The sequence below is a fragment of the Sphingosinithalassobacter sp. CS137 genome (genome assembly GCF_014334115.1).
Taxonomy (GTDB): domain Bacteria; phylum Pseudomonadota; class Alphaproteobacteria; order Sphingomonadales; family Sphingomonadaceae; genus Sphingomonas.
Window position 1 is genome coordinate 2093241 of sequence record NZ_CP060494.1, and the last position, 13545, is coordinate 2106785.

The window sequence follows — 13545 nt, forward strand, 5'->3', positions numbered from 1 at the left end:
CCTATTCCGCCGCCACGATTTCCTCCGGGTGCGCCGCTTCCTCGACCGGCGTATCACTGAGCGGATGCGGCAGGCGCTCGAGCATTTCCTTCGGTACGACCTGCCAGAATTTGCCGCGTTCGCGCGCCCAGTCGGCGAGCAGGCCCGCTGACCATTTGCTGTCGGTCGCCTGTGCATGCGCCTCGATAAGCCCGCGCAACACTTCTTCCCAATGCGCCGCGTCGAGCCGCTGCCAGACGATGCTCTCGGAATTGGCGCGCAGCGCGAAGCTCTCGTCGGCATCATAGACGAAGGCCATGCCCCCGGTCATGCCTGCGCCAAAGTTGCGCCCGACGGCCCCCAGCACCACGGCGATGCCGCCGGTCATATATTCGCAGCCGTTCGCGCCGCAGCCTTCGACCACCACCGTGGCGCCCGAATTGCGCACCGCGAAGCGCTCGCCCGCCTGGCCCGCCGCGAACAGCTTGCCGCTGGTCGCGCCGTAGAGAACGGTGTTGCCGACGATGGTGTTCTTCCAGCTTTCGAGCGGCGAGCTCACCATCGGCCGCACGATGATCGTGCCTCCCGAAAGCCCCTTGCCGACATAATCATTGGCGTCGCCGAACACCTCGAGCGTCACTCCCTTGCACAGGAACGCGCCGAGCGACTGGCCCGCCGAGCCGCGCAGCCGGACGTGAACATGACCCTCGGCGAGCTTGGACATGCCGAACCGGCGCGTGATCTCACTCGAGAGCCGCGTTCCCACGGCGCGATGCGTGTTGCGCACCGAATAGGTGAGCTGCATCCGCTCGCCGCGCGAGAAAACGGCGGCGGCATCCTTGATCATCTGCGCGTCGAGACCGTCGGGAACCTCGTTGCGGAAGGTGTTGAGGCTGAACCGCCGCTGGTCCTCGTCAGCGTCGACCTTGGCCAGGATCGGATTGAGGTCGAGGTCGTCGAGATGCTCGGCGCCGCGGCTCACCTGGCGCAGCAGCTCGGTGCGGCCGATCACGTCGTCGAGGCTCCTGCATCCGAGCCGCGCCAGGATCTCGCGCACTTCCTCGGCGATGAAGGTCATCAGGTTGATCACCTTCTCGGGCGTTCCGACGAACTTTGCGCGCAGCTTCTCGTCCTGGGTGCACACGCCCACCGGGCAGGTGTTCGAATGGCATTGGCGGACCATGATGCAGCCCATCGCGACGAGCGAGAGCGTGCCGATGCCGAATTCCTCGGCACCCAGGATCGCGGCGATCACGATGTCGCGCCCGGTCTTGAGCCCGCCGTCGGTGCGGAGCGTCACGCGCCCGCGCAGTCCGTTCAGCGTCAGCGTCTGATTGACTTCGCTGAGGCCCATTTCCCAGGGGGTGCCGGCATATTTGATCGATGTGAACGGAGAGGCGCCGGTGCCGCCGGTGTGCCCGGCGACCAGGATCACGTCGGCATGCGCCTTGGCGACGCCCGCCGCGACCGTGCCGATCCCCGCCGAGCTCACGAGTTTAACGCAGACGCGCGCTCGCGGATTGATCTGCTTGAGATCGTAGATCAGCTGCGCGAGATCCTCGATCGAATAGATGTCGTGGTGCGGCGGCGGCGAGATCAGCGTGACGCCGGGAGTCGCATGGCGCAGCTTGGCGATGAACTCGGTCACCTTGAAGCCGGGCAGCTGCCCGCCCTCGCCGGGTTTTGCGCCCTGCGCGACCTTGATCTCGATCTCGTCGCACGCGTTCAGATATTCGGCGGTCACGCCGAAGCGGCCGCTCGCGATCTGCTTGATCGTCGAATTGGCATTGTCGCCATTCTCGCGGGGCTTGTAGCGCTCCGTGTCCTCGCCGCCCTCGCCCGATACTGCCTTGGCGCCGATGCGGTTCATCGCGATCGCCAGCGTCTCGTGCGCCTCGGGGCTCAGCGCGCCCAGGCTCATTCCCGGCGTTACGAAGCGCTTGCGGATCTCGGTGATCGCCTCGACCTGGTCGATCGGCACACCCTCGCCCGGATAGTTGAATTCGAGCAGATCGCGCAGATAGACCGGCGGCAGATCCCGCACGCCGCGCGAGAAATTGAGATAGGTCGAATAGCTGTCGGTCGCGACGGCGGTCTGCAGCAAGTGCATCAGCTGCGCCGAATAGGCGTGAGTCTCGCCGGTGTGGCGCTGGCGATAGAAACCGCCGATCGGCAGCGTCGCCACCATCGCATCGAACGCCGCGTCGTGCCGGCTTTTCGCATTGACGTACAGCGAAGCATAGCCTTCGCCGGAAATCTTGGTCGGCATGCCGGGGAACAGGTCGTTCACCAGCGACCGGCTGAGCCCGACCGATTCGAAGTTGTAGCCGCCACGATAGCTGGAGATCACGGCGATCCCCATCTTCGAGAGGATCTTGAGCAGACCCTCCTCGATCGCCTTCCGGTGGCGATCAAGGCATTCGTCGAAGCTCAGCGCTCCGAACAGTCCCCGCGCGTGCCGGTCCTCGATCGCGGCCTCGGCGAGATAGGCGTTCACCGTGGTCGCGCCGACGCCGATCAGCACGGCATAATAATGCGTGTCGAGGCACTCGGCGGTGCGGATGTTGACGCTGGCGTAGGAGCGCAGCCCCTTGCGCACGAGATGTGTGTGCACTGCGGCCGCGGCCAGCACGCCGGGAATCGCGACGCGATCGGGGCCGACCGCTTCGTCGGTGAGGAACAGCTCGCTGCGCCCCTCGCGCACAGCCTGTTCGGCCTGGAGGCGAATCTCGGCGATCGACGCGCGCAGCGCCTCCGGCCCAGCGTGCGCATCGAAGGTGCAGTCGATCTCGGCGGCCTGGCTGCCGAAATGCGCCTTCAGCCGCTCCCAGCCCGAACAGCCGAGCACCGGGCTGTCGAGCACCAGCACACGGTTCGTCTGGCCGTCGACATCCAGGATGTTGGCCAGATTGCCGAACCTAGTCTTGAGCGACATCACATGCCGCTCGCGAAGGCTGTCGATCGGCGGATTGGTGACCTGACTGAAGTTCTGGCGGAAGAACTGGCTGATCAGCCGCGGCTTGTCGGAGATGACGGCAAGCGGCGTGTCGTCTCCCATCGAGCCGATCGCTTCCTTGGCGCCCTCGACCATCGGAGCGAGGATCAGCTCCATGTCCTCGAGGGTCTGGCCCGCCGCCACCTGGCGGCGTGTGAGTTCGGCCCGGCTATAGCGGCAAACGGGCGCTTCCGGAGCTGCGGGAAGGTCGTCGATCGTCAGGAACTCGCCGACCATGCCCGCATAGTCCGCTTCGGTGGCGACGCGGTCCTTCACTGCCTGATCGTGCAGCACTTCGCCGGCATCCAGGTCGATCGCGAGCATCTGACCGGGGCCGAGCCGGCCCTTTTCGACGACATTGGCCTCGGCAACCGGCACCATCCCGGTTTCCGAGCCCACGATCAGCAGTCCATCCGAAGTGCGCGTGTAGCGCAGCGGCCGCAGCGCGTTGCGATCCATGCCCGCAACCGCCCAGCGCCCGTCGGTCATGGCCAGCGCGGCGGGGCCGTCCCACGGCTCCATCACGCTCGCCAGATATTTGTACATGGCGAGATGGGCCGGCGGCATGTCCGGCTGGTCCTGCCATGCCTCGGGCACCAGCATCAGCTTGGCGGTGGGCGCGTCGCGGCCCGAACGACAAATCGCTTCGAATACCGCATCGAGCGCAGCGGTATCGCTCGCGCCGGCGGGGATGACCGGCTTGATGTCCTCCGAATGTTCGCCGAACGCCAGGCTCGCCATCTTGATCTCGTGGCTGAGCATCCAGTTCTTGTTGCCGCGGATCGTGTTGATCTCGCCATTGTGCGCGAGGCAGCGGAACGGCTGCGCCAGCCACCATTGCGGGAAGGTGTTGGTCGAATAGCGCTGATGGAAGATCGCGACCCGGCTGGCGAAGCGTTCGTCGGTGAGGTCGGGATAGAAATCCGACAGGCTCTCGGCGAGGAACAGCCCCTTGTAGATGATCGACCGGCAGCTGAGCGAGCAGATATAGAAGCCGCTGATCTGTGCGGCGATTGCGCGCCGCTCGATGCGGCGGCGGACGAGATAGAGCTCCTTCTCGAACTCGGCTGCATCCATCGCATCGGGCATCGGTCCGGCGATCATGATCTGCTCGATCTCGGGCCTAGTCGCCTGCGCCTTCAGGCCGATGACCGAGACGTCGACCGGCACCTGGCGCCAGCCATAGATGGTGTAGCCCGCGTCGATGAGCTCGCTCTCGACGATCGTGCGGCACGTCTCCTGCGCGGTCAGATCGGTGCGCGGCAGGAAGATCATGCCGACGGCGAGCCGGTTCGGCAGCACGCGGTGGCCCGAATCGGCGATCGCATCGTCGAAGAAGGCGGCGGGCAGATCGACGTGCAGCCCCGCGCCGTCACCGGTCTTGCCGTCGGCGTCGACCGCGCCGCGGTGCCACACCGCTCGAAGCGCATCGATCGCCGATTGAACGACCCGGCGGCTCGCCTTGCCGTCGGTTGCGGCGACCAGGCCGACGCCGCAGGCGTCGCCTTCGAATTCGGGGCGGTACATGCCCTCGCGCGCGATGCGCTGGCGCTCGGTTTCGTTCATCATGCCGCCACTTTCGCGTTTCCGGCGTCGGCGCGTGCCTTCAGCCACTGATGCATCTGATCGGCCACGTCGCGACCGTCGCGGATCGCCCAGACGACGAGGCTTGCGCCGCGCACGATGTCTCCGGCCGCGAACACGCCGTCGAGGCTCGTCATCATCGTCTTGCCGTCGGTTCGCACCGTCCCCCAGCGCGTGACGCCGAGCTCGGGCGCTTCGAACAGCGTCGGCAGATCCTCCGCATCGAAGCCCAGCGCCCGGATGACGAGATCGGCGGGCATGGCGAAGTCGCTGTCCGGCTCGGGCTCGGGGCTGCGGCGGCCGGTGGCGTCGGGTGCGCCGAGGCGCATCCGGGTCGCGCGCACGTGCGAAACCGAGTCACCGCCTTCGAACGCCGTAGGTGCCGAGAGCCAGACGAATTCGACGCCCTCTTCTTCGGCATTGGCGACTTCGCGCTGCGATCCCGGCATGTTCGCGCGGTCGCGGCGATAGAGGCACTTCACCGATGCCGCGCCCTGGCGAACGGCGGTGCGCACGCAGTCCATCGCCGTGTCGCCGCCGCCCACGACCACGACATGCTTGTGCGCAGCGTCGAGCACCGCCGCGTCGGGCGGCAGCGTGTCGCCGAAGCCGCGGCGGTTGGAGGCGATCAGATAGTCGAGCGCTTCGACCACGCCTTGCCGGCCGGCGCCTTCCAGCTTCAGCGCGCGCGGCTTATAGACGCCGGTGGCGATCAGCAGCGCGTCGTGGCGCTCGCGCAACGCGTCGAGGCTGGCGTCGCGGCCGACCTCGAAGCCGGTGTGAAAGACGATGCCGCCCGCCGCCAGCCGCTCGGTGCGGCGCGTGACGACATGCTTCTCGAGCTTGAAGCCCGGGATGCCGTAGATCAACAGTCCGCCGGCACGATCGTAGCGATCATAGACATGCACTTCATAGCCGGCGCGGCGCAGATATTCGGCTGCGGTCAAGCCGGCGGGCCCCGCGCCGATCACGCCGACCGACTGGCCACGCGCCGGACCGGGCTCGAGCGGCTCGACCCAACCTTCGTCCCACGCGGTATCGGTGATGAACTTCTCGACCGATCCGATCGTCACTGCGCCGTGACCGGAGAATTCGATCACACAATTGCCTTCGCACAGCCGGTCCTGCGGGCAGATGCGACCGCAGATCTCCGGCATGGTCGACGTAAGGTTCGAGAGCTCATAGGCTTCGCGAAGCCGCCCCTCGGCGGTCAAGCGCAGCCAGTCCGGGATATGGTTGTGCAGCGGGCAATGCACCGCGCAATAGGGCACGCCGCACTGCGAGCAGCGTCCCGCCTGGTCCGCGGCCTGCTCGACCGGAAAGCGTTCGGAGATTTCGTCGAAATCGCCCGCACGGGCGCCGGGCGCCCGCTTGGCCGGATAGGCCTGCCCGTGATCGACGAACCGGAGTGTTGCGCTGTCTGCCATCCGGTCGCCGATACAGCAGTGCAGGCGTAAAGTCACGCGAAATCCGCTATAAAGGTAAGATCTACTTACCTAATCAGCGGGGAAAGGCCAGTAGGCGACGCCAACGCCAAAGAGCGCTCGAAAATAATGGCCCGACTCGGACCTAGCGGTTCACCAGCCAGATGAGCGCGATGCTCCCGATCACGATTCGGTACCAGGCGAACGGAGCGAAGCCGAACCTCCCCACCACCCTGACGAACGCCTTCACCACCAGCAATGCGGCGACAAAGGCGCAGGCGAAGCCGATCGCGATACTGGTGAGATCGTCCACGCTCAGCAGATCGCGGTCCTTCCACAGCGCATAGACGGTAGCGGCGAGCATGGTGGGTACGGCGAGGAAGAAGCTGAACTCCGCCGCCGTCTTGCGTTCGACGCCCATCAGCAGCGCGCCCATGATCGTCGCGCCGGACCGGCTGACTCCGGGCAGCATCGCCAGGCACTGGACGACGCCGATCGAACCGGCGGTCTTGAGCGGCATCTCCTCGACGCGGTGGACGCGCACCAGCTTCACCATCCGCTCGATGACGAGGATCGCGATCCCGCCAACGATCAGCGCCACCGCCACGATCACCGGCGTCTGCATCGCCGCCCGCACCGCATCATAGACGAGCACGCCGATCACGAGCGCGGGGAGGAAGCCGATCAGGATGTTGCGCGCGAACAGCAGTGGTTCCCGCTCGCGGCGCAGCACGCCCATGCCCATGCCCCAGAAGGTCTGCCAATAGGCGACGATCACCGCCAGGATCGCCCCGAACTGGATGGCGATCTTGAACGTGACCGAGCCTTCGTCGGTAAAGCCGAACAGCTCGCCGCCGAGGATCAGATGGCCGGTCGACGAGACAGGCAGGAATTCGGTCAACCCCTCGAGAATGCCGAGGAGAATGACGACGACCAACTCCGACATGTGCTTCTAAGCCCCTTGAACCCCGCGCGCGATCCCCAGCGGCAACTGCCTGCGTGATCGCGCTGCTTGTCGTGAACGTGGTGCGCGCCGATCAGGCCGGCTCGCCAGCCTGCCCAAATCTGCCGTAGCGACGAAATCGTACCAGCCAGTTCGGCGCGACAGCCGCGAGCGGCGTCGGCGATACGCCGAGCGCCTCGAGCCCTTCGGCGCCCGGCGACACCACTGCATCGCGCTGCAGCATCTTCCACTGCTCGCGCGTGATCGGCGCGCCGGGCAACGATCCGAATGTCGCGAGCATCGACCCGAGCGCATCGGGCAGCTCGACGAAAGCGGGATCGCGCCCGACTGCCTTGGCGATCCAGCGCAGCAGCTCGGCCATCGTCAGCACGTCCGGGCCGCCCAATTCATAGACGCGGCCGTCATGGTGCCGCGGCTCGAGCAGCGCGCGGGCCGCGGCTTCCGCAACGTCGGCGACATAAACCGGCTGAAACTTCGCCTGCGGGCGCAGCACCGGCACCACGGGCAAAGTTGCGATCATGCCGGCGAATCGATTCACGAATGCATCCTCGCGTCCGAACACCGTCGTCGGCCGCAGGATGGTCGCGCCGGGAAAGGCCTCGCGCACCGCGTGCTCGCCTTCGGCCTTGGACCGGGCATAGTTCGACTGCGAATCGGGATCGGCGCCGATCGCGGAGATCTGGACGAATGCCGCCGCGCCGGCCCGAGCTGCCGCCTGCGCCGCGGTCTGCGCGCCCTGCACATGCAGGGCGTCGAAATTGCTCCAGCTGCCGACCAGGTTCAGCACCGCATCGGCGCCGTCGCAGGCCCGCTCGATCGTCTCGGGCCGGGTCACGTCCGCGGCAATGAACTGCGTCTGCCCGACGCCGCCGAGCGGCCTCAGGAAAAATGCGTCGCGCGGCTTGCGCTGGGCGATCCGCACCCGCGCACCTGCCCGTAGCAGCTCCTGCGCGACATACCGCCCGAGGAATCCGCCCCCGCCGAGCAATGTCACCAGCCTGTCGTTCATGCTTCGCCTCTTGCCAACGCCTCGCTCCCAAATGCCCCGCGCCGGCGCAAACGGCAAGCTGCTGCGGGAACCCGCCCGGCACCGGTTGACAAGCTCCCGGCCGATCCGTAGAGCGCGCCGCCTACCCCGTGCCCAGATGGCGGAATTGGTAGACGCACCAGCTTCAGGTGCTGGCGGTCGCAAGGCCGTGGAGGTTCGAGTCCTCTTCTGGGCACCATTTACCCCCTCCATAAAATCCCAAAACCATCGACAAAACGGCAGAAATCTGCCATTTTTCAACTGGTTTCGTCTGATGGCGTTCCAGTTGATTTCAGTCGATCCCGGCCAGATTCGGGCCACCGCCTGGGTCACCGTGGCCCGGTTTTTGGTGGTGGCCCGCGGGCCACCGAAAGGGGGATCAACGGGCGCCTTCGATTGCGGACCAATCGAATCGAAGGATGCGTACCATGCCACTGAAAGACCTGGAGATTCGGGCTCTCAAGCCGCAGGATCGGATCTACAAGCGAACGGACGAGCGCGGCCTCTATATCGAGGTGCGTCCCAACGGCTCAAAACTCTGGCGATTTAAGTACAACTTCCTCGGCAAGGACAAGCGCATCGCTTTTGGCAGCTATCCCGAGGTAGGGTTGGCCGAGGCCCGGCGGAAGCGCGACGAGTTCCGGCAGAAAGTCCGGGAAGGGATCGACCCGGTTGCTGAGCGCAAGCACGAGAAGCTGGTCGCAAAATACAATGCCGCCAACTCGTTCGGCGAGATCGCGAAGGAATATATCGACAAGATGGTCCGCGAGGGCCGTGCCGATACTACCACGACGAAAGCGAATTGGCTGCTCGAACAGCTCGCTCCGATCGAAACGAGCGCGATTGCCGACCTGAAGCCGGTCGATGTACTCGGCGCGCTCAAGCGCATCGAAGCAAAAGGTAAGCACGAGACGGCGCGCCGTTGCCGCTCCTTTGCCAGCCGGGTGTTTCGCTACGGGGTCGCGACCGGGCGCTGCGAAACCGACCCGACCTCGGTGCTGCGCGGAGCGCTGGTCACGCCGAAGACGAAGCATCATGCGGCGATTCTCGATCCGAAGGCAGTCGGCGAGCTACTCCGCGCGATCGACGCTTACTCGGGCCACCTGATCACGCGAATCGCCATGCAGGTGTCCCCCCATGTGATGGCCCGACCCGGCGAGCTCAGGCAGGCGCTGTGGCCCGAGATCGATTTAGAGAATGCCGTGTGGAAGATCCCCGCCGAGCGGATGAAGATGCGCCGGCCGCATGCCGTGCCCTTGTCTCGGCAGGTGGTGGCCTATCTTACCCAGCTTCACGAGTTGACTGGCCCGGACGGCTTCGTGTTTCCGGCGTTTCACACCTCGCGCCGGCCGCTAAGCGAGAACACCGTCAACCAGGCCTTCCGCCGCATGGGCTATGCGGTGGGCGAAGTTACCGCGCACGGCTTAAGGACGACGGCATCCACTTTGCTCAACGAGAGTGGCAAATGGAGCCCCGACGCAATCGAGCGTTCGCTCGCGCATGCCGACGCCGATTCGGTCCGGGGCACGTACAACCGCGGCTTCTACTGGGAGGAGCGGGTCGCGATGCACCAGTGGTGGAGCGACTACCTCGATCAGCTACGGGCGGCGGTGCCATTCTCAAAGACTGCCTAACGGATTGGCGAGTCGGTCGTCATTGCGAGCCCCATAGCCCTTCGGCGAGCTGGTGCAGTGAGCCGCTGTCGAGCCCCTCGACGGGTCCGTCCTTGGTAACCACCAGGCGACCGTCGGGATTCTCAGTCGACCACACCGTTATTCCCTCCGCGGCGTACCCCTCCAGCTTGCGCTCCCAGCGTCGGCGGTAGGAGGGACGCTCAAGCATACCGCAGTGCTCCCAATACCAAATGTCCGCACCCACCTCGATTGTGAAGTCGGGCCAACGCTCGATTCCGCCGAGCAGGCGCGGCTTCTCGAACGTGTATCGGAGCAATCCCCGCTGCTCGAGTTCGTGGAGAATGTCGGCTATGACGATCTCAGACTTTGAGCTGACAAGGTCGCCTCGCCGCGTCGCGTGGATCAGCTTGTCTTCCAGGAAGGTCCGCCTCGCATGGGCGGGCTCGCCTGGGGGAGGCTCGATTGCCACGGGTCGGGGCGAAGCGAAGAGATTGGTGACGCGCCGGGCTGTCTCCGAATGATATTCCGAGCGGAAGCGCAGGAAACCGCCGAATGGGCCCTGATGGAGGATCCAGATGCGGTCCTTCTGCCGCGTGAGGGCAGTGTAAAGTAGCTCGCGGGTGAGTAGCCTGCTGTGCCGCGGCAGGACGAGCAGTGTGGTCCCGAACTCGGACCCTTGGGCCTTGTGGACCGTGACCGCGTAGCCGAGTTCGAGCAGCGGAGAGGCGTGGTCGGAGAAGTCGCGTCGAGAGAAGCTGTAGGTGTCGCCGAGCTGGGTGGCGAACTCGATTTGGGTGAAACGTGGGTACTTGTATCCGGCCTGCCCGACGACGACGCCGACCTCGCCGTTAGCGAGATAGCCGTCGTGGGCTTCGCCCTCCGCCCAATCCCACCGCTTGCGACCATGATTGCGTAGGCAGATGACCTTGTCGCCATAGGTGATCTCGTCCGAACCTCTCGGTTCGATCATTTTGAATTGGCGTTCCCGGTCCCTCACCGAGTCCAGCCGCCTCGAGCGGGCCACTCGCTTCACATGGCGGTTCAGATCGGCCGAGCCGCCCGGCAGATCGCGGTGGGGCGTGAGGATTTGCCACCGCTCAGCGGCGGCGCCGGCTCCAACATTAAAGTATGGGAACTCGTCCTCCGTCCCGCCCAGCGAGATCTCCACGGCGCGTTCGAGGTCGCCGGCAGTACAATCCAACTCCGTTTCCAGCGCTTCCGCAACGCACTGACGCAGCCGGTCAGACGTATCCCACTCGAGGAGGCGCAGCCGGTCGCCCGACGGAAGGCCCGCGATCTCGTCCTCACCGGGCCCGTCCGCCGCGCCCGCGAAGAGGGCGGCGAGTTGCACGTCTTCGAGTGCGTCGGCCGCCACCGATCCATCGACTCCAGTTTGGCGGCGACTGATGCGCAGTCTAGCCACGCCTACGCCTCCCGCGGTTTCCTCAAGGTGCGCGATGAGGTCGACGAACGGGCGGCCGGCGCCGATCGGCGGCAGCTGCTTTGGATCGCCGACGAGAATCAGGCGGGCCGTCGTCGGCAAAGCGCTGACGAGCGCCGCAAATTGGTCCTCGGTGAGCATTGAGGCCTCATCGACAATGCACGTCGAGATGCGCGCCGTCGGTCCGGTCCGGGGAAAGCAATGAACGCCGGTGTCAGGATCCCACCGCTGTTGCTCGAGGAGGAACTGGGCGAGGGTCCTGGCTGCGTTGGGCATGCCGGTCTGGACGCCGAGGCGGACGCGAGCCTTCCCCGTCGGTGCCAGAAGCGCGACATCATTGCCGACTATGGAGCGTCTGCCGAGGAGGACCTTGAGCAGCGTCGTCTTCCCCGAACCGGCGGGGCCGAGCAGAACTGCGACGCGCGATGATGCAAGCGTCGCCAGCGCCTCGGCCTTTTCCTGGCGCGCGGCGTGTTCGAGCTCATCGCTCCGTGCCGCTTTCCGTCGCTCCTCGGTTAGGCCGCCGTCGAGCGCCGCGTCGAGGAGCTCGCGCCAGCCGGCATCGGTCGTGTCCAATCCGCCCGAAAGCCGCGCCTTGATCGCGCGGCCGATGACAAGGCGCGTCTCGACGTATCGTTCGAGCTGGGCATACCACTCACCGTCAAGCTCGGAGACGTCCACCTCCGGGTTGAACTCGTCAGCGAGGAGCTCGAGCGTGAGCTCGTCGATCGGCGCCGTGGGAGAGAGCGGGAGCTCCGCTACGCGTTCGGCCAGGACCTTCGCCGGCACCAGCGTGCTGCCCGCCGCAGCGGCGCCCTCGAGCGCTGCGATCGAAGCCGCCAGGAGCCTGTGCCAGTCGTCGGGTTCGAGCGGATTCACTTCGCACTCGTCGGGCAACGGCCACGCCTCACGGATGGGGCCGCCCGCCTGTATGCCCCGGTCGACCGTTCCGAGGCCGATCGGCGCCAGCGTGAAACGCGAACGCTGGAAGAGCTCATACGGATTGCGCACATAGTCTTCCGTCCGCTCCGCGTCCCACGCTTCGAACGCCTGGTCCCGGCTCAGCTCGAAGCGCGACAGCGTCTGCATGAGCCGATAGCGGGAGGGTTCTTTCATGCGAATGTGCTCGCAGCGCTTGCGCTGCATTCCGGTCAGCGCCGGAGCGCCGGCGGGCGGCGGGCGCACGCCGGCGAAAATCTCCTCGACGACTGGCCAGGGGTTCGCGCCTTCGTCGAGAAACGGTGCCAGCGCATGCGCGAACAACGTCCCGTTGAAGGCGTTGGGCTGCACGCAGCTGAGCGCGCTGCCCAACCCGGGCGCGGGGCCCCGCAGCGTCCAGAGCTCGCTGATACGGGCGTCGATCCAGTCGATCGCCTCCGCCCAGCGCCCCGGGATGATAGTCTCGATGCGCTCGAGAGCGTTGCGCACGGACTGAAGTGCCGCGATGGCGCTTCCGTGTTCCACGTGCTCGCTGCCGTAGAGGAACTGCTCGCGCAATTCCTCGGGCGCCAGAGCCAGATACTGGGCCGGCTCGATCTCTGAATTGCTCTCGGCGAGGGAGAGTATCTCCTGATATGGCAGGACAACGCCACCCGAAAACCCGTGCTCGCCGCGCCGCAGCGAGTGCTGGAAGGGACGCTCCCAGATCATCGACCGGACGCGCCCGCCCGCAGCGCCGCCGGCATAGGGATATTCGTCCACCTTGCCGACATGCTCGACCCGGGCCACCGCCACGATGGGACTTCCGAGCCCGTCGGCCAAGGGTGTTCGGCGCGCATAGAAAAAGACGAGCGACGTCTCGGGCTCGAGCGGGTCGGCGAACGCCTCCAGCATAGTTCGCTGGTTCTCAACCTCCTGGATCCATGCCGTCTTCGACATGAAGCCAGGGAAGTCCGGTGATTGCGGCTCGCGGTCCAGGTCGAGGTCCAGGCCGAGGTCCTTGGCCAGTTGCTCCGCCGGCTCGCGGAGCATCCAGCGGTAGGGCACGACGACGCCTCCCCACGCCGGCAGCTGCACGGTCGTCGGCCGGATGTGCCGGTGGAGGTCGCTCCAGCTCGAATAGGGCATCTGGATCGAGAGCGGCTGGGCGCGGCCCGACAGGAACGCTGATCGCTCCCGCACGCACGGCGGCAGGCGGCTTGGCTCGAGGTTCTCGAACGCCTCGCCTGCATGGCATTGCTCGAACTCGTCGTTTTTTCCCTCTGCGATCAGGCTGACGGCAAGGCATGCCGTGTTCGCTTTGGGGTTGCGGCAGATTGTGCCATCCCACCCACCGTCGTGCCATGGAACCCGCACCGAGAGGTGGCGTGCGTTTGCGCCCTTCAAGTCGTCCCCCTGTATTCTCTCCGAAACGGCATATCCTGCTCGACCGAAGCGACACCTGTCCAGATTACATCAAGTCGCGGAGCAGCATCCAAGTCGAATGTGGATGCAACGATGGTCCAGATGGCTGGGTCTTGGCCTCTTTCCGCTTAAAAGCTGCTTGACCGCGACGGTC

General features: G+C 65.9%; 6 protein-coding genes and 1 tRNA gene. 2 read left to right on the plus strand and 5 right to left on the minus strand.

Annotated elements, in window-relative coordinates:
* Position 1: 1 nt before the first annotated feature.
* The 4 genes from gltB to H7V21_RS10390 all read right to left on the minus strand — a co-directional run bounded on the left by gltB (position 2) and on the right by H7V21_RS10390 (position 7955).
* Complete coding sequence (gene gltB / locus H7V21_RS10375) at positions 2-4543, minus strand: glutamate synthase large subunit (RefSeq protein ID WP_188053626.1); 4542 nt, start codon at positions 4541-4543, stop codon at positions 2-4.
* Positions 4540-5985: an NAD(P)-dependent oxidoreductase gene (locus H7V21_RS10380; protein WP_188053628.1), complete on the minus strand. Its 1446-nt coding sequence runs from the start codon at positions 5983-5985 to the stop codon at positions 4540-4542. Before H7V21_RS10380 ends, gltB begins: the two co-directional genes overlap by 4 nt.
* 142 nt (positions 5986-6127) lie before the next feature.
* Positions 6128-6928, minus strand: a complete 801-nt coding sequence (locus H7V21_RS10385) for an undecaprenyl-diphosphate phosphatase (protein ID WP_188053629.1) — start codon at positions 6926-6928, stop codon at positions 6128-6130.
* 91 nt (positions 6929-7019) lie between these two features.
* Complete coding sequence (locus H7V21_RS10390; RefSeq protein WP_188053631.1) at positions 7020-7955, minus strand: complex I NDUFA9 subunit family protein; 936 nt, start codon at positions 7953-7955, stop codon at positions 7020-7022.
* 130 nt (positions 7956-8085) lie between these two features.
* Here H7V21_RS10390 and H7V21_RS10395 point away from each other — a divergent pair.
* Together H7V21_RS10395 and H7V21_RS10400 are read left to right on the plus strand one after the other, a co-directional pair.
* Positions 8086-8172 (plus strand) — tRNA-Leu (locus H7V21_RS10395).
* Between the two features lie 229 nt (positions 8173-8401).
* A complete protein-coding gene (locus H7V21_RS10400; RefSeq protein ID WP_188053633.1) occupies positions 8402-9607 on the plus strand; it encodes a tyrosine-type recombinase/integrase in 1206 nt (401 codons plus the stop codon).
* Positions 9608-9626: 19 nt separating this feature from the next.
* On the opposite strand, the gene H7V21_RS10405 is transcribed toward H7V21_RS10400, so the two are convergent.
* A complete protein-coding gene (locus H7V21_RS10405; RefSeq protein WP_188053635.1) occupies positions 9627-13373 on the minus strand; it encodes an ATP-dependent RecD-like DNA helicase in 3747 nt (1248 codons plus the stop codon).
* Positions 13374-13545 lie beyond the last annotated feature (172 nt).

Excerpts from the sequence above, each read along its gene's own strand:
- H7V21_RS10390 (WP_188053631.1), bottom strand. The coding sequence starts at position 7,955 with ATGAACGACAGGCTGGTGACATTGCTCGGCGGGGGCGGATTCCTCGGG.
- H7V21_RS10400 (WP_188053633.1), top strand. The coding sequence starts at position 8,402 with ATGCCACTGAAAGACCTGGAGATTCGGGCTCTCAAGCCGCAGGATCGG.
- gltB (WP_188053626.1), bottom strand. The coding sequence starts at position 4,543 with ATGATGAACGAAACCGAGCGCCAGCGCATCGCGCGCGAGGGCATGTAC.
- H7V21_RS10380 (WP_188053628.1), bottom strand. The coding sequence starts at position 5,985 with ATGGCAGACAGCGCAACACTCCGGTTCGTCGATCACGGGCAGGCCTAT.
- H7V21_RS10385 (WP_188053629.1), bottom strand. The coding sequence starts at position 6,928 with ATGTCGGAGTTGGTCGTCGTCATTCTCCTCGGCATTCTCGAGGGGTTG.